The 21,113-nt window shown below is 41.0% G+C and carries 24 protein-coding genes, 2 riboswitches and 1 other annotated feature; of the genes, 6 read left to right on the top strand and 18 right to left on the bottom strand.

The annotated features are described in order from the left end of the window. Window positions 1-85: 85 nt before the first annotated feature. From ACQYAC_RS00445 to ACQYAC_RS00435, 3 genes are all read right to left on the bottom strand, one after another. Window positions 86-775, bottom strand: coding sequence for a PepSY domain-containing protein (locus tag ACQYAC_RS00445; RefSeq protein ID WP_429942540.1), 690 nt, complete (start codon window positions 773-775; stop codon window positions 86-88). A 66-nt stretch (window positions 776-841) separates the two neighbouring features. Then, complete coding sequence (locus ACQYAC_RS00440) at window positions 842-2,191, bottom strand: sensor histidine kinase (protein WP_429942539.1); 1,350 nt, start codon at window positions 2,189-2,191, stop codon at window positions 842-844. Window positions 2,192-2,194: 3 nt separating this feature from the next. Then, entirely contained in the window at window positions 2,195-2,881 is a 687-nt protein-coding gene (locus ACQYAC_RS00435) for a response regulator transcription factor (protein ID WP_058014183.1), read from the bottom strand. Between the two features lie 446 nt (window positions 2,882-3,327). Here ACQYAC_RS00435 and ACQYAC_RS00430 point away from each other — a divergent pair, with 446 nt between their 5' ends. The 3 genes from ACQYAC_RS00430 to ACQYAC_RS00420 all read left to right on the top strand — a co-directional run bounded on the left by ACQYAC_RS00430 (window position 3,328) and on the right by ACQYAC_RS00420 (window position 7,645). After that, entirely contained in the window at window positions 3,328-4,287 is a 960-nt protein-coding gene (locus ACQYAC_RS00430; protein ID WP_012009704.1) for a S8 family peptidase, read from the top strand. A gap of 112 nt (window positions 4,288-4,399) precedes the next feature. Further along, window positions 4,400-4,592, top strand: a riboswitch (cobalamin riboswitch). 154 nt (window positions 4,593-4,746) lie between these two features. Further along, window positions 4,747-7,035 carry a 5-methyltetrahydropteroyltriglutamate--homocysteine S-methyltransferase gene (gene metE / locus ACQYAC_RS00425; RefSeq protein ID WP_429942538.1) on the top strand — a complete coding sequence of 763 codons (2,289 nt, stop codon included), beginning with the start codon at window positions 4,747-4,749 and terminating at the stop codon, window positions 7,033-7,035. A 139-nt stretch (window positions 7,036-7,174) separates the two neighbouring features. Further along, complete coding sequence (locus tag ACQYAC_RS00420; RefSeq protein ID WP_012009701.1) at window positions 7,175-7,645, top strand: nucleoside deaminase; 471 nt, start codon at window positions 7,175-7,177, stop codon at window positions 7,643-7,645. A 58-nt stretch (window positions 7,646-7,703) separates the two neighbouring features. Here the strand turns inward: ACQYAC_RS00420 and ACQYAC_RS00415 are convergent, their stop codons facing one another. Beyond that, entirely contained in the window at window positions 7,704-8,120 is a 417-nt protein-coding gene (locus ACQYAC_RS00415) for an organic hydroperoxide resistance protein (protein WP_106049103.1), read from the bottom strand. A 161-nt stretch (window positions 8,121-8,281) separates the two neighbouring features. On the opposite strand from ACQYAC_RS00415, the gene ACQYAC_RS00410 reads away from it, so the two are divergent. Continuing rightward, complete coding sequence (locus ACQYAC_RS00410; protein ID WP_339165606.1) at window positions 8,282-8,728, top strand: MarR family winged helix-turn-helix transcriptional regulator; 447 nt, start codon at window positions 8,282-8,284, stop codon at window positions 8,726-8,728. A gap of 32 nt (window positions 8,729-8,760) precedes the next feature. On the opposite strand, the gene ACQYAC_RS00405 is transcribed toward ACQYAC_RS00410, so the two are convergent. The 7 genes from ACQYAC_RS00405 to purU form a co-directional block, all read right to left on the bottom strand. After that, complete coding sequence (locus tag ACQYAC_RS00405; protein WP_044138892.1) at window positions 8,761-9,189, bottom strand: organic hydroperoxide resistance protein; 429 nt, start codon at window positions 9,187-9,189, stop codon at window positions 8,761-8,763. Window positions 9,190-9,587: 398 nt separating this feature from the next. Then, entirely contained in the window at window positions 9,588-10,424 is an 837-nt protein-coding gene (locus ACQYAC_RS00400; RefSeq protein WP_429942537.1) for an ETX/MTX2 family pore-forming toxin, read from the bottom strand. A 243-nt stretch (window positions 10,425-10,667) separates the two neighbouring features. Next, window positions 10,668-10,802 (bottom strand): phosphatase, encoded by a 135-nt coding sequence (locus ACQYAC_RS00395; RefSeq protein ID WP_339165602.1) that lies wholly within the window; start codon window positions 10,800-10,802, stop codon window positions 10,668-10,670. Then, window positions 10,792-11,928 (bottom strand): Rap family tetratricopeptide repeat protein, encoded by a 1,137-nt coding sequence (locus tag ACQYAC_RS00390; RefSeq protein ID WP_058014190.1) that lies wholly within the window; start codon window positions 11,926-11,928, stop codon window positions 10,792-10,794. Before ACQYAC_RS00390 ends, ACQYAC_RS00395 begins: the two co-directional genes overlap by 11 nt. 124 nt (window positions 11,929-12,052) lie before the next feature. Continuing rightward, a complete protein-coding gene (locus ACQYAC_RS00385) occupies window positions 12,053-13,300 on the bottom strand; it encodes a glutamate-5-semialdehyde dehydrogenase (RefSeq protein ID WP_429942536.1) in 1,248 nt (415 codons plus the stop codon). Window positions 13,301-13,312: 12 nt separating this feature from the next. Further along, window positions 13,313-14,410, bottom strand: a complete 1,098-nt coding sequence (gene proB, locus ACQYAC_RS00380; protein WP_180309119.1) for a glutamate 5-kinase — start codon at window positions 14,408-14,410, stop codon at window positions 13,313-13,315. A gap of 55 nt (window positions 14,411-14,465) precedes the next feature. Further along, window positions 14,466-14,684, bottom strand: a binding site (T-box leader). 43 nt (window positions 14,685-14,727) lie between these two features. Beyond that, the gene (purU, locus tag ACQYAC_RS00375) at window positions 14,728-15,630 is read right to left on the bottom strand and encodes a formyltetrahydrofolate deformylase (RefSeq protein WP_169056367.1); all 903 of its coding nucleotides are present in this window, start codon (window positions 15,628-15,630) and stop codon (window positions 14,728-14,730) included. A 162-nt stretch (window positions 15,631-15,792) separates the two neighbouring features. Between purU and ACQYAC_RS00370 the strand changes: the two genes are divergently transcribed. Next, window positions 15,793-15,978 (top strand): hypothetical protein, encoded by a 186-nt coding sequence (locus tag ACQYAC_RS00370; RefSeq protein WP_058014194.1) that lies wholly within the window; start codon window positions 15,793-15,795, stop codon window positions 15,976-15,978. A 32-nt stretch (window positions 15,979-16,010) separates the two neighbouring features. Here ACQYAC_RS00370 and ACQYAC_RS00365 read toward each other — a convergent pair whose 3' ends face one another. Together ACQYAC_RS00365 and ACQYAC_RS00360 are read right to left on the bottom strand one after the other, a co-directional pair. Beyond that, window positions 16,011-16,325, bottom strand: coding sequence for a DMT family transporter (locus tag ACQYAC_RS00365; protein WP_426972662.1), 315 nt, complete (start codon window positions 16,323-16,325; stop codon window positions 16,011-16,013). Continuing rightward, complete coding sequence (locus tag ACQYAC_RS00360) at window positions 16,322-16,651, bottom strand: DMT family transporter (protein WP_058014195.1); 330 nt, start codon at window positions 16,649-16,651, stop codon at window positions 16,322-16,324. Before ACQYAC_RS00360 ends, ACQYAC_RS00365 begins: the two co-directional genes overlap by 4 nt. Window positions 16,652-16,717: 66 nt before the next feature. Then, window positions 16,718-16,826: riboswitch (guanidine-I (ykkC/yxkD leader) on the bottom strand. A 280-nt stretch (window positions 16,827-17,106) separates the two neighbouring features. Here ACQYAC_RS00360 and ACQYAC_RS00355 point away from each other — a divergent pair. After that, window positions 17,107-18,150, top strand: coding sequence for a bifunctional transcriptional activator/DNA repair enzyme AdaA (locus ACQYAC_RS00355; protein ID WP_429942535.1), 1,044 nt, complete (start codon window positions 17,107-17,109; stop codon window positions 18,148-18,150). Between the two features lie 14 nt (window positions 18,151-18,164). Here the strand turns inward: ACQYAC_RS00355 and ACQYAC_RS00350 are convergent, their stop codons facing one another. The 5 genes from ACQYAC_RS00350 to ACQYAC_RS00330 form a co-directional block, all read right to left on the bottom strand. Continuing rightward, complete coding sequence (locus ACQYAC_RS00350; protein WP_058014197.1) at window positions 18,165-18,710, bottom strand: GNAT family N-acetyltransferase; 546 nt, start codon at window positions 18,708-18,710, stop codon at window positions 18,165-18,167. Between the two features lie 17 nt (window positions 18,711-18,727). Continuing rightward, window positions 18,728-19,216 (bottom strand): small multi-drug export protein, encoded by a 489-nt coding sequence (locus ACQYAC_RS00345; protein WP_061407489.1) that lies wholly within the window; start codon window positions 19,214-19,216, stop codon window positions 18,728-18,730. Between the two features lie 114 nt (window positions 19,217-19,330). Next, window positions 19,331-20,083 carry an HAAS domain-containing protein gene (locus ACQYAC_RS00340; protein ID WP_429942534.1) on the bottom strand — a complete coding sequence of 251 codons (753 nt, stop codon included), beginning with the start codon at window positions 20,081-20,083 and terminating at the stop codon, window positions 19,331-19,333. A 4-nt stretch (window positions 20,084-20,087) separates the two neighbouring features. Then, the gene (locus tag ACQYAC_RS00335; RefSeq protein WP_058014200.1) at window positions 20,088-20,414 is read right to left on the bottom strand and encodes a PadR family transcriptional regulator; all 327 of its coding nucleotides are present in this window, start codon (window positions 20,412-20,414) and stop codon (window positions 20,088-20,090) included. A gap of 114 nt (window positions 20,415-20,528) precedes the next feature. Continuing rightward, entirely contained in the window at window positions 20,529-21,050 is a 522-nt protein-coding gene (locus ACQYAC_RS00330) for an acyl-CoA thioesterase (RefSeq protein WP_058014491.1), read from the bottom strand. Window positions 21,051-21,113: the final 63 nt, after the last annotated feature.

Below are 21,113 nucleotides of genomic sequence, written 5' to 3'. Positions count from 1 at the left end.
CCTCCTCTATTTGATTTCTCCTTTATCTTAAAGAAACAAGATGATAAAGGAAGGAAAGAAACATGAGAAAATCATGAGAAAAGGATTAGTTTTCGTACGTAATCCCTTCAATATCTCCTGTATATGCGTTTACAAGCACCTCTGCCTCGCGCCCGTCAGGCAAATCCAGCTCCACCTCAAATACGAGCATACCGCTAAATGTTTCAAGATCAGCATCATCCACTGTCCCTCCGACTTCTTTTACTGCAATTCGGATGGCTTCTTCGACCGTGATTTTTGTCATTTTCTTTTCTTTAGAGGTCGGGTTTTTCTTTTCTGCTTCAAGCACTTTAAACGTTTGCTTGTCAACATCGACTTGATATAATTCTTTTTTTGATTGGATTGTAAAGGTATAACGATCGGACTTTTCTTTCTTTTGAATGACCGTACCGCTCACCTTTTTAACAGCCGCTTCTTCTGCTTGAAGCTCAGCATTTTTTTCATTTGGTTTTTGATAGCTCTTTATTTGTCTAATCTCTTTCATTTGACCGCTTGCGGAAGATGCAATGATTTGATAAATGCCATTTGCATTTTCCAGCGTCAATGTATAGTCCTGTTTATGATTGATTAAATCAATCTGTGTAATGTTTCCATTGTAGTCTTTTGCAATCATTTTTTTGATTTCTGCTTCACTTAATATTTTTTGATCAATGGTTTGAATCATGAGCATTGCAAAGGCCGCAAGAACGACGAGACATCCTGCGAGCGCAAGCACCATTTTCGTTTTTCTAGACATGCAGCGCCTCCTTCCTATTTCCTATTTTATAAGGAGGAAATGAGAAATTGATGAGAAAAGACCCATTTATTTCGGGAAAAGAATGGTCATGGTTGTCCCTTTGCCGATTCGGCTGTCTACCTTCAGCTCAGCTCCATGCTCTTCTGCAATTTGCTTCGCAATTGAAAGACCAAGACCTGTTCCGCCGGTCTCACTGTTTCTTGCTTCATCTACACGGAAAAAGCGGTCAAAGATTTTTGGGAGATCCTCTTCTTTTATGCCAATCCCATGGTCAATGACTGAAATAAACGGCTTCTCTCCTCTCCATCCGCAGGTCACATCAACTGGCTCTGTACTATATTTGACGGCATTATCAATCAAGATGGTCAAAAGCTGTTTGATTTTCTCTTCGTCTCCTTCCGCAATAAGCGGCTGATCTGTTTGCACACGAGATTGAATCGTTCGATTAGTGGCCACTTCAAGTGTATGGCAAAGCTGCTTGCACAAATGACCAAGATCAACTGGCTTCATATCCACATATAGCGGCTGACCATTTTTCGCCAGTGTCAGCAATTGATCTGTCAGTCTTTTCATTTTTTTCGCTTCATCATGTATCGCTTGGGAGGATTCTTCTACAACCTCTGGACGTGTTTGCCCCCAGCGCTTGAGTAAATTGCTGTAGCTCATAATGACCGTAATCGGCGTCTTCAACTCGTGTGAGGCATCATGCAGAAATTGCTGCTCTTTTTCATAATGCTTCTCGAGGATTTCTGACATTTCATTAAAGGTTTGGCCCATTTGATACAATTCATCCTTAGAATCGCCTGTTAGTTCGATTCGTTTAAACGCCTTCTCCCTCATACTCGCCTTCATGGTACTCGTCATTCGACTAATCGGCCGGACGATTTGTTTTGTTAAAATATGGCCTGCAAAGTAAGAAAGCACAATAATTAAAACACCCGCAGCAACTAAAATCATTTTTAATAACGCTAAGTTCTCTTCCGTATTTTCAATTTCTTCATATACTTGGAGCGACACAATCTCGCCATTTGTCCAAATAACCGGAATCGCAGCGAACGCAACCATATGCTTGTTGTATTCTTTGATCTCTGCTGTCTGCCCAGATTCATATGTAAAAGGCAGTGAACTAAACGTTGACTCCTTTGTGACAGTCAGCTTTGATTCACCCGTTTCTGTCACGACACGGATCATGCCATTTTGGGGCAGGTAGGCTTTCAGCAGCTCTGATGATGGAAGACCTTCTTCTTCTGATTTTTTTAAAGCGATGGCGATATTTTCAGCCACTTCAGACAGCCTGGACATATCTTTTTGCGTCAAGGTGATAGAAAAAATAAAATAAATGGCTGTATGGAATAAGAGCACCATTAAAAACAATGACAACGACGTATAAAGCTGGATCTTATTTTTTAATCTCATTCTTTATCCTTTCATCACATAACCCACACCTCTCACTGTGTGAATCAGCTGTTTTTCAAATGGGTAATCGACTTTTTTCCTCAAATAACGAATATAGACATCCACCACGTTCGTATCACCGAAATAATCAAAACCCCAAACAGCTGTTAAAAGCTGATCTCTTGTGAGCACTTGCTGTTGATGCTTCAGCAGGTGGACAAGCAGGTCATATTCTCTCGGCGTGAGTTCAAGCATTTGGCCTGCTCTTTGTATGTCTCTTGTTTTCTCGTTGACAGTCAAATCTGCTATGCTGAGCTCTGTCTCCTTCTCTTCTTGCTCGTTTATATTCAATCTGAGTTGCGCACGAATTCGCGCTAATAATTCTTCTATGTCAAAAGGCTTTGTAATATAATCATTCGCTCCAAGATCAAGTCCGCTTACCTTATCAGGCACACTATCTCTTGCTGTAATCAACATAATAGGTGTCGCTGTATTAGTCTTTCTAACTCTTCTCAGCACTTCAAGACCGCTTAATTCCGGCAGCATGACGTCAAGCAGCACCAGATCGAAGCTTTCTTCTTCAAGAGCCTGTAGTCCATCCATTCCTGTCTCTTTGACCGTCACCTCATACCCTTCATACTCAAGCTCTAGTGACAGCACCCTTGCAATTTTCTTTTCATCTTCGACTACGAGTATCTTCCCTTTGTTCATCTCTATCTCTCCTATCTAAAAGGCAAGCTTGTCTTTCCATTATTATATGTTGCCTTTTGCATTTGGAACAGACACAATCTTCACGTCTATTTTTTTATGAAGGAAACATTTATTTTTCAACAAAAACATTACACATCCTTTTCACATCGCATTTATTGCTTGATCTCATTGTTATGTAGTTTGCCTCTTTTAGTCCTTTTCACCCATTTTCCTCTAAACAGGTGCAAGCTCACTATGCAGCATTTCCTTCTTTTTCATATGATATCAAGAGTTTTCCTCAAAAGATGAGTTCTTTCGTCAAGATGTGAGAAGAACTGCACTTTTGATAATAGATTGATTATTTGAAAAATTATTACAATTGACCCTTTCCGATCAAAAGTTTCTTTTATACAATAACATTACGCAGCCTGAATCTACTTTGAAAACAAAATAAGGAGGGCTTTCTTATGAAAGGTGAAATTCGCTTAATTCCGTATGAAGTAAAAGCCAATGTGATGGAAGCGAAAGAGACGCCGGAAAGTATTCAGGAGATTAAAGCACCCGAACTTTGGTCAAGTGGCTTCAAAGGAAAAGGCATAACCATTGCTGTCCTTGATACAGGTTGCGACACGGAGCATCCCGACTTAAAAGATCAGATTATCGGAGGCAAAAACTTTACCGATGATGACAACGGAGATGCTGAAAATGTGAAAGACTATAACGGACATGGTACCCATGTAGCAGGAACGATTGCTGCTACAGATCAAAATGGTGGGATTTTAGGGGTTGCCCCTGAAGCAAAGCTGCTGATCGTGAAAGTTCTTGGCGGCGAAAATGGCAGCGGGAAATATGAATGGATCATTAACGGGATTAACTATGCCGCTGAGCAGAAGGTGGATATTATTTCTATGTCTCTCGGTGGTCCAAGCAATGAGCCCGCCTTACAGGAAGCCATTCAAAACGCGGTAAAAAGCGGAGTACTTGTTGTGTGCGCAGCAGGAAATGAAGGGGACGGAGACGAGCGTACGGAAGAGTTCTCCTACCCAGCAGCATACAATGAAGTCATTGCCGTCGGCTCTGTCTCCCTTGCAAGAGAATCCTCTGAATTCTCCAACGCCAATAAAGAAATCGACCTCGTCGCTCCAGGAGAAGACATTTTATCCACTCTCCCTAACCATAAATACGGCAGACTGACAGGCACCTCAATGGCCGCCCCACACGTAAGCGGTGCACTAGCCATTATAAAAAATGCCGAGGAAGAAGCGTTCCAGCGCAAGCTGTCAGAGCCTGAGGTCTATGCTCAGCTTGTCAGAAGAACCCTGCCACTGAAGCAGTCGAAAGCCCTCGTTGGGAATGGATTTTTATATTTAACTGCACCTGATGTGCTTTTAGAAAAGACATTGGAAGCAGATCTTTTATCGCTATAACTTGAATAGAGGTCCTGAGAATAGATCGAATTTTCTCAGGATTTTTTTAATTAAAATTATTCAAAATTTACTTTGACGAAATGAAGTGGACGTTATATAATCGAACACAATAAATTCATAGTTTGAGAGTCGGTAATTCGAATCACACATCGAATTTTAATTGGGAAGACCGGTGAAAATCCGGCGCGGTCCCGCCACTGTGAGTGAGGAGAGCTTTTCTTATGAATCCACTGTCATAAGGACGGGAAGGATGAAAAGCTTGCAGATTCACCAGCCAGGATACCAGCCGCTCTATCACATCAAACCCCCTACGGTTGATAGGAGATGTCGGAAAAAAGCGTCAGTTCTGCTCACGCTTTATTTCGCACACACATTTTGTCTTTTTAAACCAGACATTTGCCCTCATCAATCTTCACCATGAGTGTAAGTGTCTTTTTATATTTAGAGGAGGAATTGGAATTGACAATTGTTAAAACAAGTAATCTAGGTTTTCCGCGAATTGGTTTAAACAGAGAATGGAAAAAAGCACTTGAGTCTTATTGGAAAGGTCAAACAGACCGTGAAACCCTCTTAAGCACACTTGATGAACAATTTTCAGCTGCCATTAAAACGCAAATTGATCAACAAATTGATGTTGTTCCTTCTGGAGACTTTACCTTCTACGATCACGTGCTCGATACTGCTGTTATGTTCAATTGGATTCCAGAGCGCTTCCGCAGCTTAACAGACCCGCTAGATACATACTTTGCGATGGCAAGAGGAACAAAAGATGCTGTCTCAAGTGAAATGACAAAATGGTTTAATACAAACTATCACTACATCGTTCCAGAATACGAAAAAAGCACCGAATTCAAACTCACACATAACAAACCGCTTGAAGCTTACGAAAAGGTGAAAAAGGCGTTTGGTGTTGAAACAAAACCTGTTGTACTTGGTCTTTATACATTTGTCTCACTTTCTAAAGGCTATGAACCAAATGAAGTAAAAGAGATTCAGCAGCGTCTCATCCCACTTTACACTCAGCTTTTAAAAGAACTTGAAGAAGCCGGCGTCAAATGGGTACAAATTGATGAACCAGCACTTGTCACAGCTTCATATGAAGACGTGAAAGCCGTCAAAGAAATCTATCAAACGATCAAAGAAGCCGTACCTGCCTTAAATATTCTTCTTCAAACATACTTTGATTCAGTAGATGCGTATGAAGAGCTTGTCACATATCCTGTTGAAGCCATCGGTCTTGATTTTGTCCATGATCAAGGGCGCAATCTTGATCAAGTGAAAAAGCACGGCTTCCCGAAAGACAAAGTTTTAGCAGCAGGCGTCATTGATGGAAGAAATATTTGGAGATCAGATCTTGGCGAAAGATTGTCATTCGTTTCTGAGGTTATTGCTGACGCTCAGCCAAAGGAAGTATGGCTGCAGCCATCAAGCAGTTTGCTGCATGTACCCGTTGCAAAACACCCAAGCGAACAGCTTGAAGAAAAACTATTAAACGGACTGTCTTATGCTACTGAAAAGCTGGCTGAATTAACAACATTAAAAGAAGGCTTAACAAAAGGCGCCGCAGCGATTGAAGCCGCCATCAATGAAGCCAAGCAAGCACTTCTTACTTTAAAAGAATTTGCAAAAGGAACCAATGCGGATTTCACAAAAGAACGCAACAATCTTTCATCGAAAGACTTTAAACGTCCAGTTGCCTTTGAAGAGCGCCTTCGTATCCAAAACGAATCTCTTGAACTGCCGCTCTTGCCAACAACAACCATTGGCAGCTTCCCGCAATCTGCGGAAGTGCGAAGTGCTCGTCAAAAATGGCGTAAAAATGAATGGACAGATGCAGAATATGATGAATTTATTAAGGAAGAAACAAAAAGATGGATTGATATTCAGGAGGAAATCGGTCTGGACGTTCTCGTACATGGAGAATTTGAACGTACAGACATGGTTGAATACTTTGGTGAAAAACTAGCCGGATTTGCCTTTACGAAATTTGCTTGGGTACAATCCTACGGATCACGCTGCGTGAAGCCGCCAATTATTTATGGAGATGTTGAGTTTACAGCACCAATGACTGTGAAAGAGACGGTTTACGCACAAAGCTTAACGAAGAAAAAGGTCAAAGGAATGCTGACAGGTCCTGTCACGATCTTAAACTGGTCTTTCCCAAGAACAGATATCTCCCGAAAGGACATTGCCTTCCAAATCGCTTTCGCATTACGTAAAGAGGTAGAAGCGTTAGAAGAAGCAGGAATTCAAGTCATTCAAGTGGATGAACCTGCACTAAGAGAAGGTCTTCCGCTCAAAGAAAGTGATTGGGCAGACTATTTAAACTGGGCAGCAGAGTCATTCCGTCTATCAACATCATCTGTTCAAAATGAAACGCAAATTCATACACATATGTGCTACAGTAACTTCGAGGATATTGTCGATACGATCGAAGACCTTGATGCCGATGTGATCACAATTGAACATTCACGCAGTCATGGCGGATTCCTCGATTATTTAGAGAAACATCCGTATTTGAAAGGTCTCGGACTTGGTGTATATGACATCCATAGCCCGCGCGTTCCATCTGTCGAAGAAATGAGTCAAATCATTGATGATGCATTGAACGTATGCCCAACAGATCGCTTCTGGGTGAATCCTGACTGCGGACTAAAAACGAGACAAGAGCCTGAAACCATTGCTGCTTTGAAAAACATGGTGACGGCGGCTGAAGTCGCTCGTAAAAAGCTGACGCAGCATGCATAATTGATTTCCTCTCCCCTGCTATCATGGCGGGGGATTTTTAATGCGTAAATTGTCCTGATTGACCATCTACTAGGAGGTTTCCTTTTCTAGCATGATTCGTTTATACTAGAGAAGTCAGACGAACATAGGGAGGAAGACAATGAATCACGAAGATTTTTTACAACGCGCAATTGATCTTGCAGTAGAAGGAGTCAATAGTGGTACTGGCGGTCCTTTTGGAGCAGTCATTGTCAAGGATGGACAGATTATTGCCGAGGGAAGCAACAATGTGACAACAACGAATGATCCAACCGCACATGCTGAGGTCACAGCCATTCGAAAGGCGTGCCAAACGCTGAATACATACCAATTAGAAGATTGTATTTTATATACAAGCTGTGAGCCTTGTCCGATGTGCCTTGGCGCTATTTACTGGGCTAGACCAAAAGCGGTCTATTTTGCTGCTGGACATCAGGATGCGGCAGTTTCTGGTTTTGATGACTCATTTATTTATGAAGAAATCAATAAAGATTACGAATCAAGAAATATTCCATTTTATCAGCTGACACTTCAAAAAACCCTTGCACCATTTGAAGCATGGGCAACATACGAACAAAAGAAAGAATATTAAAAAAAGACACCTGCTCATGAGCAGGTGTTTCTTTTTTTCAGCGTGATAGAGAACCTTTTTATTCAGCCACTTCAAGCTCTACTTCGATGTTCCCTCTTGTTGCTTTTGAATATGGACAAAATTCATGCGCAGCCTCGACTAGCTCTTTCGCTTTGTCATGGTCAAGGCCTTTTGCAGATACAATCAGCTTGACACCAAGCTTAAATCCGCCATCACTTTCATCTTTTAAAAGACTGACATGTCCCTCGACTTCTGATTCAATGTCGACCCCTTGCTTTTTCGCTACTTGTTCAAGCGCCCCTCCGAAACAAGCTGCATAGCCCGCTGCAAATAATTGCTCTGGATTCGTACCAGTTTCTCCGTCTTTCTTTGCATTAGGCATGACAATGTTATGATCGAGCACACCATCTTCTGAGCGAACGTGTCCAGCTCTTCCGTGTTGTGCCTTTACTTTTGCTGTGAATAATGGTTTCATCTTTATCTCCTCCTTTATCTATTTATTCCTTTCACGTTCTATCCATTTCTCAAACATTTATCGCACATTAAAGAATTTTTCGTTTTTGGGCTGTATTTATTTTAAAAAAGAAGAAAATCTTATACAATAATAAGTATGACAAAAAATAGTTGGTGACTGACATGACAAATGAATTCGAGCACATGAAGCTGGAAAATCAGCTTTGTTTCTTGTTATATGCAAGTTCAAGAGAGATGACGAAGCAGTATAAACCGTTATTAGAAGAGTTAGACATTACGTATCCGCAATATTTGGCACTGCTTTTATTGTGGGAGCATGGGACATTAAATGTGAAAACGATGGGAGAGCTTTTATATTTAGACTCCGGTACACTCACACCTATGCTGAAACGGATGGAGCAAAACGGACTCATCATCCGCGAGCGCTCGAAAGAGGATGAACGTTCTGTGCAAATTCGTTTAACGGAATATGGAGGGCAACTAAAAGAGAAGGCTACTGCAATTCCATTTCAGATGCTGTCTGGGACAGGCAGATCGGAAGAAGAGTTAAAAACACTGCGCGCCTCTTTACATGAGCTTTTGCAAAAATTAACACAATCAAAAGGCTGAGGGAATATTCCCTCAGCCTTTTATGATATCAATTATTGTGCGACAGCTACTAATTCTACTTCGATATTTCCTTGAGTTGCTTTTGAATATGGGCATACGCCATGTGCTTTATGAACAAGCTCATCTAATGCTGATTGCTCGATTCCAGTTCCTTTTACTTCTAACTTAACGCCTAGTTTGAAGCCGCCATCTGAACTGTCTTTTACTAAACTGACATGTGCTGTTACTTCGCTTTCAAAACGGATACGCTCTTGTCTTGCGACCATTTGAAGGGCTGAATCAAAACATGCAGAGTAGCCTGCTGCAAATAATTGCTCTGGATTTGTTGCTTTTTCTATTTTTTTCGCTCTTGGTGTTCCAGGCATTGCTACATCATGCTCAAGCACTCCATCAGTTGAAACGACCTTTCCTTCTCTTCCTCCGACAGCTGATACCGTTGCAGTAAATAAAACTTCTGACATGTATATAACCCTCTTTCTCTCCAATAATATTTTCTACAATTGAATTGTACACAATTTAAATTTAAGAGTCAATGAAAAACACTCACTTTCATCTTTCCTCCGAATTTCATTTTTATGAGTGGTCAATGCAGGATGATTTGAGATGAGTACGCAATAAAAGCGATTTTCAGATTCAGTATTACTATGACAAATGCATTGATCCAGCAATACAAATTCAGTTTCATGCTGAAAAAATTTCTAGTGTAGAACATGAAAATATGCAAATTTTAAGGAAAAAATAAAGCTGTCGAGATTTTCTCGACAGCCCGAATTCTAGTTAACTAACATTCTTCGCATTTGTTGTTCTCTTCGCTTCTTTTTCTAGAATGTCACTAGGTTTAAAAAACTTTCAAAGATTATCACTCAATAACTTGGGTTCTCATAAGATTATTCTCCCCATCAGTAATATCATAAGTTTTTATTAACATTCTAGTACCTATAACACCTTTTACTTCAGCAGAACCGTCAACAGTCATACTATTATCACTAGAATTAATTTTTATTTCGTTGATACTTGCTTTCTGAGATGAATTTAAACTGTTCCATTCGTCACCGACTGATTCATGAAAATTATATATTTTTCTATATGGGGTTCCATTACGGTCTATCCACAAGCCCTTTGCGGTGATGTTATTATACATATTTGTGCCTTTTGCTTTATAGTCGAATGTTCCATTAAAAGTAAACTCCTCTAAATAGACAGTAACCTTATATTTTTTGTGTGCGGGAACTTTAACTGGCTGTGCACCTGAGGTAATCGTTTCGGTAGTAGTATCAGTGTTCGTTGTTGTTGTACCGGAATTAAAGGATGCAGTAATTTTATTTCCTCCAATAAATAGTGGTAATTTAAATTCTAATCCTTGCCCATCTAGCTTAAATCCTTTTGTAGTAGACGTAGATACAGTTTGTGTCACGGCTTTAGTATAATTGGTTGTCACATAACTTTGATCAGTACTAGTAGTATTATCAAATAGATTCTCTCCAACGTATATTAAATTAGGAACAGATTGTTTTAAATTTAAATTATCACTATTAGGATCAAAGTCTAAATCGGCTCTAGAGGATACGGATTGAGGTTTTTTATCTAATTTGTACATACGATCCATTGTTGTATCTGCTAAGTTGTTTTTATAATAGTATTCTCCGATCTGATTTAAATTGTTATTAATATTGGTAATCGTAATCGCTTGTTTCAAAATAAAACCCCCACTCTTTAATTGTTAAAAGATATTTTTATGGAAAAATTAAACATTTTTTGAATTCGTTATTCATGATACCATCTAAAAGATGCTGTTGCAAGATTCTTAATTAATGCAACACCATAACTATAAATAGGTATCCGATAAACGTCTTTTTCCATAAAATGAGGGTATGTACATTTTATAAAAAATAAAGCTGTCGAGATTTTCTCGACAGCTTTATCCCTGTGAAAAGGACTTTTAGATCGTGATATGCTTCGGATTCGGTTTTTCTAACGTATGGTTTCTGTTATCCGGGTCGGCATTTGCTGCTGCCAGCCATAACGCCAAGATGGTGATGCTTGTACAGACGACTGCCCATTTTTTAAAATTCATATAAACAATCCCCTCTCTGAATATAGATTCGAGCATGTTCTGCTTCTCCGTAGAACGTGGAAGATTTTTCATAATCTTCCATTTCATTATAATACTTTGCGGTGTCTAATGCCAGCTCCTCTATATCTGGATATGCATAGGCAGACTCTAAAAAATGAAAAATTCGTTTAATATGCTCCGCGTCTTGCTTTAAATACAATGCTTCTAAAAATATCGTCTTTTGAATATGAATGTCATCCTGAAGTGCTTCTGCTCGCTTCATACATTCTTCTCTGTAGTGTAAGGCTTCTTCGTGTTTACCTTGTTTGTATAATATCTGAGCGGCTGTATAAAGAGGGTCTATGGATCGACGAAGGTGATCAGATTGATTTTGGTCAAATAACGAGATGGATTCTTTCATTAGTTCGAGTGCGCGGTCAAGATCTCCCATTCGGTAATAACTGTTGCCCATATTAAACAAAGAGGAAGCAATAAAACGCACATTTTGAAAGTCTCTTGATCTCGCAAGCGCTCTCTCGAGATGTGGTAATGCCTTTTCATGTCTTCTCATATCATCATAATTACCTGCCACAATAAATTCGCATTGGATCGTGCGAAGCGCATATAGCTCGTGCTGAATATAGACATCCAGCGCCAGTTTGGCATGATGCATCGAGATATGTGTTTGTTTCATGTGATAATATATTTCTGACATTTTAAAATGAAATTCCGCACGTTCAATATCATCTGACACAAAAGAAAGCTTGTGCTCTGCCTTTTGATAAGACGAGATGGCAGCAATATACTGCCTACGGCCAAATTCATACATGCCTCTGAAAAAATGATAGTAGTATTCAAGCATGCCTGTGACATGTGTTTGATGCTCATCTATTTCTTTCGAAAGCTCGGAAAAGTTGGCGCGAAGCTTTCCTTCCTTTAATGGCTTTAAATAATCGAGCATGACCTCATGTCTGAATTCCATTAAAGAAAAATAGAGAAGCAAATTCTGATCTTCTTCCATTGAATCAAGAGAGGTGCGAATTTCCTGCTTTAGTTGTTCTGCTTGTTCTGAATCAAATCTGCGGATTAATTCATACCACTTGTTGATTTTCACTCCAATATCCGAAGAGGGAATGATTTTCGCCATACGTTGCCTTCTCCAATCTTTTCAAAATATAAAACATTACCATATTTTATCATACTTGACCGAAGAAATACAAAAATGAAAGGAAAAAGAGAGCCTATTGTCACAAGACTCTCTTTTGAATTCGTTATTCTCTTATTTGTCCTTGACCGCGAATGACAAACTTTTCAGAGGTTAAGGCAGGCAGACCCATAGGTCCTCTTGCATGCAGTTTTTGTGTGCTAATCCCTATTTCTGCTCCGTAGCCAAATTCAAAGCCATCTGTGAACCGAGTAGAAGCATTATGATAGACAGCGGCAGCGTCGACAGCTGTTAAGAAAAGTGACGCATTTTGATCATTTTCTGTAATGATCGCTTCAGAGTGCTTGGAACTATACGTTTGTATATGCTGAATCGCTTCTTCTATGTTGGCTACGGTTTTAATACTGGCAATCGGCGCTAAAAACTCTGTTTCATAGTCCTCTGTGCTCGCTAATGAAGCACTTGGCGCAAGGGCACATACAGCTTCATCGCCCCGTATTTCTACCCCATTTGCATGAAGGGCTTCAAATAACGAAGCACCATATGTTTTTGCCCATGTTTCATGAATGACAATGCTCTCGATCGCGTTGCAAACAGATGGCCTTTGGGTTTTAGCATTCAGCACAATCTGCTCAGCCATTTCGTTTTTCGCTGTTTCATCAATGTAGATATGACAGTTCCCTGCCCCTGTCTCAAGCACTGGCACGGTAGACTCTCTCACGACAAGATCAATTAAATTTTTCCCGCCGCGCGGAATAAGGACATCCAAATATTCATTTAAAGTGAACAGCGTTTTCGCCGTTTCACGGCCTGTATCTTCAATCAATTGCACACTGTCTACTGGAATTTCCGTTGTGTGAAGCGCTTCATGGATCACCTTCACAATCGCTTTATTACTATGAATGGCAGAGGAGCTCCCGCGAAGAATAACAGCATTCCCAGTTTTCAAACAAAGGGCGGCAGCATCTACAGTCACGTTTGGTCTTGCTTCATAAATCATTCCAACCGTTCCAAGAGGTACACGCACCTTTTCAATGAACAAACCGTTTTCTTTTCGAATGGTTTCTAATGTTTCACCAATTGGGTCTTTTAGGTGAATGAGTTGAAGGGTCGCGTCTGCGATGGCTTCAATTCTCTCTTCTGTGAGTGTAATCCGGTCAATAACAGAAGGCGTGAACTGCTTTTCCTCAGCAGCCTGCACATCTTTTTTATTCTCATCGAGTAAATAAGCGGAAGATGCTTTAAGTGCAGTTGCGATGGCATGTAAAGCTGTATTTTTTTGCTCCGTCGTTTTTAGGAGCAGCTGATCTTTGGCTACACTTGCTTTTTTTGCTTTTTCAAGAACTTCATTCATCATATTCCCTCCTCAGTTTTGTACATGCTGTACCCAGTGATCTCTGTGTATAACTTCAGGCTTCTCATTTGAAAGCTCATCACTTCGCAGTCCTTTAATACCGAGAAGCTCATCGGATGCGTACAAGGTTTGTCCTTTACCTACTAGCCCATTCGGACCGACGACTTCAACGACCTCTCCTTTAGAAAAGTCACCAGCGACATCAATAACTCCAGCTGGAAGAAGACTTCTCCCATGATGCAAAATCGCCGCTTCTGCTCCTGCATCTATCATGATTTTCCCAGAAACGGGTGAATGGAATTGAATCCACTGACGGCGGTTGTTGATCGCTGATAAGTCCTGTTCTCCGATATACGTTCCGTCTCCTTGACCCGCAAGAATATGAAGCAGCTTATCTTCACCAGTACCTGTACCAATGAAGACTTTCACGCCTAGTGAAAGTGCCGTTTGTGCAGCAGACAGCTTTGATTTCATCCCGCCTGTTCCCACTTTTGAGCCTGTACTCTTCGCATATGAAAACAATTCTTCTGAAATGTGTGTTAGTACATCAAAACGCTTCGCATCAGGATGCTCATTTGGATTTGCATTATAAATTCCGTTAATGTCTGTTAAGATGATCAATTGGTCTGCATGAATTAAACCGCTGACAAGAGCTGACAGCATGTCATTATCCCCAAAAGTAAGCTCCTCAATGGAGACAGAATCATTTTCATTAATGATCGGTAAAATTTTTCTTTCCAGCAGCTCCATCATCGTTGCGTAAGCATTTCGATATCTTGTTCGATCTGAAAAGTCATTACGGGTTAAAAGCATTTGTGCAGGTGTCATGTGAAACTGTGAAAATAGTTCTGTATATTTCTGCATTAACAAGCCCTGACCAACGGCTGCTGCTGCCTGTTTTCCCTTTAAGGTCACAGGTCTTGATGGATACCCTAAGCTGCCAAACCCTGCTGCCACGGCTCCTGATGAAATTAAAATAATTTCATGCCCAGCCTCTTTCAGCTTTGCTATCGCTTTCACATGATCCTGCATTTTTTGTTCATCAATGGCTCCTTTTTGCTCTGTTAATGAACTGCTGCCAATTTTGATGACGATCCTTTGCTTTTTCATTATTGATTCCCTCCGCTATACCTTTAGGCACAAAAAAATCCCTTTTTCTCCTTATGTAAAGGACGAAAAGGGATTTTCCGTGGTACCACCTTCATTGAATAAGCATACTTCCAGCTTATTCCACTCAACTCCTGTAACGCCAGGCACGCGCTTAGATTTTTCCTCTAAGGCTCAAAGGGCAGGTTCAGCAGCTGTCTGCGGCAAATGTTTCAGCATGTCATTTGCTCTCTTTACGCATCAGTTCCTGCTTACTATTCCTTTTCAACGCTCGTTAATTTTTTTATATTATCACCAATTGCAAAGGAAAAGTCAAGCGGTCAATTAAATACAATCGTTTTATTCTCATGCACAATAATTCGATCTTCTAGATGCCATTTGACGGCACGTGCTAGCACACTCCGCTCAATTGTTCGACCAATATTTTTTAGAGCTTCCGCATCATCCCGGTGATCTACACGCTCTATATCCTGTTCAATGATCGGTCCTTCGTCTAAATCATTGGTCACATAATGAGAAGTTGCGCCAATTAATTTGACACCTCGCTCATATGCCCGCTTATATGGATTCGCACCGATAAACGCTGGCAGGAAGGAATGATGAATATTAATGATTTTGTTCGGGTGCTGCTCTATAAAAGCAGGTGTTAAAATTTGCATGTATCTAGCAAGCACAATGGCATCAATATCATACTCTTCTAATAATGCGAGCTGCTGTTTTTCCGCTTCTTTGCGAATGTCTTTGTTCGCCTTCACAAAATGGAACGGGATTCCAAGCGCTTCTACTGTATCTTTTGCCGTTTCATGATTGCTGATCACGACCGCAATTTCAGCCATCAAATTGCCGCTTTGCCATTCCCATAGCAGCTCATGTAAACAATGAAGCTCTTTTGACACAAAGATTGCCAGCTTTTTAAGCTCACTTGCACGCGACATGCTCCACGTCATTTGAAAAGATGCTGCAATTGGCTCAAACTGCTGCTTCAGCTGATCCATATTTGCCGAGATATCTTTCCAATCAAATTCAATTCTTAAAAAGAACCGGCCGCTTTCATGGTCTGTTGTGTATTGGCTGGATTCAATGATATTTGCTCCGTTCTCAAATAAAAAGGAAGAAACAGCTGATACAATTCCAGGCTGATCCGGGCAGCTGACAAGCAATCTTCCTTTTTGCTCATGCTTTTGTCTGTGTAATTCAAGTTTCTCTGTTATCAAAGTTCTCATGTATCATAACCTCATTTACGTTTTCATTCTAATGAAATATTATACTGGACTGGAAAGAGAAAAAGCAATGTAGAGCCCCATTTTTTATTGAATATTCATTCAATTCTGCCTCTAGCGTGATATAATGTGAATAGACCTTTTATCATAAAAGGAGTGATGGATATGAAAAGTATGACTTTGTTTGGAAAAGTGAGCTTTTGGCTCGGCATCGTTTGTCTGATCACAGGTATTTCCCTTTTTATAGCCGGTGAAAGACTCGTTCCTTTTCTCACATTTGGTGTGTGTTTTCTACTTGTGAGCCAGCTTTACCGCAAAAATGAAAACGATTCCAATCATCATTCGATGTAACAAAAGGCTGGCATCTATCTGCCAGCCTTTTCTTATTCAATCATTTTCAATCCTACTGCCGCAGATAAAATCAATGCGATGAAGAAAATACGTTTTGCATCTTTCGACTCTCCGTAAAAGAGCATACCGACCATCGCGCCTCCAGCAGCTCCGATTCCAGTCCAAATGGCATACGCCGTTCCCATCGGAATCGTGTTCATCGCAAGAGACAGCATCAGAAAGGACATCGAAAAGCCAGCCGCAATGAATAAAATCCATTTGACATGCTTGTCTTTTTGGAATTGGTTCATCATGGTCACACAAAGCATTTCTAAGATGCCTGCTCCAATAAGTAAAAGCCAGCTCATGATTCAGCCTCTCCCTTCTTTTCACCTGTTGTCAGCTTCAGTCCTAATACACCGCACAAAAGCATGACAATCAAAAGCAGTTTGACAAGCTGAACCGGCTCACCAAGCACCATGCCTATGACGACGGTACCTGCTGTACCAAGCCCGGTAAAAACAGCATAAAGTGTGCCAACTGGCAGTACATTTGTTGCTTTCATGAGTAAATAAAAGCTCACGATAATACAAATGATGGTTGCGCCCCATTCTATGAGCGAGTGGGCATATTTCAGCCCCATCACCCAGCCGACTTCAAAGATGGCCGCGATAAAGACATTTCCCCATTTCATCTGATCTTCTCCTTTCTGAACGATTCCAACCAACAAAAAAAGCCTGGAAATCGATCGTTTGATCAAATCTCCCGGGCTTTTATCCCTCCGTGTCCATACGGCCTCTTCTAAAGACCCTATGTGTTTTCTCTCGGACCAGACTGCACCAGCGCACGGAACCCTAGAAAACCAATTCATGATAAACAGATCTGACTTAGAGCAGATTCTGTATTAAAAATCTTATCACACCCCAATATGCCGGTCTACCAGTTTGCTCTCCCTCTTCAAATATACTTGTTCATTTTTCGAAAGAAATGATTTGAGGCAAGCGTATACTAAAGGATAGACAGAGGAACGATCACATCGCTGATATAATGAAAAAAGATTGATGTGATGAACGATCCATAATGACGCTTTGTTTACCAGCCAAAAGCACGCCGAATCACATTCTATTAGAAAACCAAGAGGTGGATCATATGATGATAACCGACGAACAGAAACATGAATTTTATCAAGCACTGGTTGACAAGAATCCGCAATATGACGGCACATTTTTCGCCGGCATTAAGACCACCGGTATCTTCTGCCATGCCACATGTACCGCTAGAAAACCAAAATATGAGAACTGTGAGTTTTTCTTTACAGCAGAGGAAGCACTGCTAGCAGGATATCGTCCGTGCAAGCGCTGCACTCCATTAACATATCCGAACAGCATTCCAGAAGAAGTCAAAACACTCGTTTCAGCAGTTGAAACACATCCTGAAAAACGCTGGAAAGAAGAGGACTTTCGCGAGTTAGGGATACACTCTGCAACGGCCAGGCGGAAATTCAAAGAAATCTATGGCATGACCTTTGTTCAATATGCGAGATCACGCCGAATGGGGCTTGCCTTTAAAGAAATTATGAATGGAAAAAAAGTGATTGATCAGCAGGTCGCATTGGGCTATGATTCTTCAAGTGCCTTCAATGATGCCTTTACGAAAATCATGGGGAATCCCCCTAAAAAGACGCAAACCAAGATTCTTCACGCTAATTTTATTTCTACACCGATTGGACGGATGATCAGCGTGACAGATGCGACGCATGTGTATTTACTGGAATTTATGGACAGGCGGGGACTAGAAAAGGAAATTGAGAAGATGAGAAAAAAGCATCATGCGCGTATTTTAGTTGGGGAAACAAACGTCCACCAGCAATTAACAAAGGAATTGACCTTATATTTCGAGAAAAAACTGACGCAGTTTACAGTACCACTTTCCATGCATGGCACCCCTTTTCAAATGAAGGTGTGGGACCTGCTCACACGTATTCCTTCAGGCGAAACTAGTTCTTACCGAGATCTTGCTGTGATGCTGGGCGATCCGCATTTGGTCCGGGCGGTAGGGAATGCAAATGGTGCCAATCAGTTGGCGATCATCATTCCTTGCCACCGCGTCATTCAAACAAGTGGTGAGCTCGGCGGCTACGGCGGCGGGATAGAACGTAAGAAATATTTACTTCAACTAGAACAGCGGATATAAAAAAACGGCTCTGCTTATTTTGTAAGCGAGCCGTTTTCTTCGTTGCGGGTGATGCTGTAAACATCAATGATTTGGTCCCATTTTGAAATGGTTTTTTCTTTTTTCATGCCCATTTTTAAAGCGACCTTTACCGATGCTTCATTGTCCGGGCGGATTAAGCTTACCATTCGTCTGACTTTCATTTCTTCAAAGCCATAGGTGAGGCAACCTTTTGCGGCTTCAGCAGCATAGCCATTCCCCCACGCTGCTTTCTTAAGCATATAGCCGATTTCAAGTTCTGTTTGTCCTTCAATGTTTTGCAGAACAATTCCGCTTTGTCCAAGTGGTTCATTCGTTTCTTTGTCTTCAATGATCCAGAGAGAAGTATGATAGATGCGGTCATTCTTTTGATTCCATGCAATCCACTCTTTCGTCTGCTGCTCATCCTTCAAAGATGGATAATACTTCATTACTTCTTCATCTTGGAACAACATCTCATATAAAAACGAGGCATCATGTTCATTCATCGTTCTCAGTCTAAGTCGCTCTGTTTCAAGCACTGTGCGTGTTTGAAGTTTCATTTATGATCCCCCCTCACTTACTGATTAAAAAGATCACCGAACAGTCCATTTGAATCTGGGGCAAAGTAATGGATTCCCGCACCGGTTAAACTAGCTGCCAGCGCCGTCCACATCATTAAACTGACTGTCATCCACACCGCAACTTGCTTTCTCTTCGTCCCGAAACTCATACACATAAACGCTGCTAAATGACTGCCAATGATAAAAGGACCGACTATCGCTAATCCCGGGAGACCATAACGTTCCCAAATTTTTCTCGCCCGCTGCTGCTTTTTTTCTCCTTTTTCATTGCTTTTGTCCTCTTTTCTCTTTAACCGCCATGCTTTAAAGCGGTCTACGAAAACAATGAGCAGGAAAACGGTAAAAAAATTGCCGATGAACCCAATAACCGCTGCCGGTACAGGATGCATGCCACTTAAAATGGCCAGCGGAACGACCCCTACCACCTCAAAAAAAGGCAAAGCAGCCAATACAAAAACAAGTACATATCCCCATAAAATATCCAAACACAGAACCCCTTTTCATTTTTGTCCTCTTCCCATTGTAATGAAAAACACGTTACCATTTCTACATTTTTTTAGAAAAAGAAAAGCACATCGGATGGGATGTGCCCTGTTTTTTTACATCGTATTTTCATTTTTCTTATTCGTTCGGCGTAAAACAATGAGCACAAGCCCGATTAAGATCACAATAGATAGTAGACTTTGCAAGAGAAGCACGCTTGGTGATGTCCAGCCAATCCATTCGAATATGAGCTGCGGTCCGAAAAAGATGATTGGAATCAGTGAAATGAGATTCGCTTTCATGATTGCATTAAAGACAATGATACATAACAGCATAAGCAGGATGACGCCCCATCTTTGACCTGAAGTCAGTACAAGTAATGGTGTACCGAGTTTTTGATCCAATAGTTTGATTGTGACCATTGAAGTCAACTGAAAGATTCCTAAGATCCAGAAATAAAGAAATGCCCGGCCTCCTGTTTGAAAGGAAGACACTCTAAACATGACAATGATCATGATGACATTGGCTACTAAAACGAGCGGATAACCAATCAATGCATACCAAGAATAGGATAAGCTTTGACTGATCGCATCTGATAAAATCATATAAAAGAGTGAACCAATTAAGAAGGCACTGACAAAAGGAATCCAGTCTTTATGGTTTCCTGACAGCTCTTTTGCAAGTTCATCAGCATAGCCCCGCGGATCTCCGCCAAACAAAGCCTCCCCTGTTTTACCGTCTTTTTCAGCCTCAACCGCATGTGTCGTCAGTTCATCCATCAGCTCATCAATTTCGTCCTGATTTTTTCCCTTTGAGATGAGATAGAGTTTCAGCTCTAGTAGAACGTGTCTTGTTTCTTTTGATACCATAATCTCACTTCCCTTTTTGTAGTAAACAGTTTACATTTTTTGAAAGCTCACTCCAGCGGGTAATAAACTCTATGAGCGCTTTTTCTCCAGCTTGTGTGAGCGTATAGTATTTCCTTTTCGGCCCGCTTGCTGATGCTTTTGTGACAGTGGTCACGAGCTGTTCCTTTTGCATACGCAGCAGGATCGGATAGATACTTCCTTCACTAATTTGATCAAACCCGTAATGCGCGAGCTTCTTCGTCATTTCATATCCATAAATCTCACCCTCTGAAATAATCGACAGCAGGCAGCCTTCTAAAATTCCTTTTAGCATTTGTGTGGATGTTGTCATCTTTGTTCCTCCGATTCCAGTACCTTGCATCACAAGATAGCATCATCTTACCACACACTATCTTGCCATGCAAGATACTACCCTAGAAAAAAATCACCGCTTAAAGGGTGATTTTTACGCCCAAGGCTTATCTGTCCCAAGTGCGTCAGCCAAAGCTTTACTATGCTTTCGGCGGCTCTTTCTTTCCTCTGCCCGCTGCTTCGCTGTTTGATGCAGCATGATTTCTTCCTCTGTTTCCGGCATGACTTGCGGGACTCGTTTTGGCTTCCCATTTTCATCTAACGAGACAAATGTTAGAAATGAAGTCGCTGCAAGTCTTCGCTCTCCAGACATCAAGTTTTCTTTCATAACTTTAACGAACACTTCCATGGAAGACGTGCCAACCCATGTCACATAGGATTCCAAGCATACTGACTCTTTTTGTCCAATTGGCTCTAAAAAGTCAACAGAATCCATAGAAGCCGTGACCGTTTCACTGCGGCTGTGCCTTGCTGCCGAGATGGAAGCAATGTCATCTATATAACTCATTAATTTTCCGCCAAACAAGGTTTGGTGATTATTCGTATCGAGAGGGAATACCCTGCTGGTTTTTACAACTTTCGATTCCTTGCAGTATTTGAAATTTTCTTCTCTCATCATCATAGCTCCTTCTTGCTGTTTTCGTGAATGCGGAACGACTTTTATTAAACACTATTCTTT

It is taken from the genome of Bacillus sp. MM09(2025), from assembly GCF_050496725.1.
GTDB lineage: Bacteria > Bacillota > Bacilli > Bacillales > Bacillaceae > Bacillus > Bacillus pumilus.
This window is presented reverse-complemented; position numbering and strand designations above follow the sequence as displayed.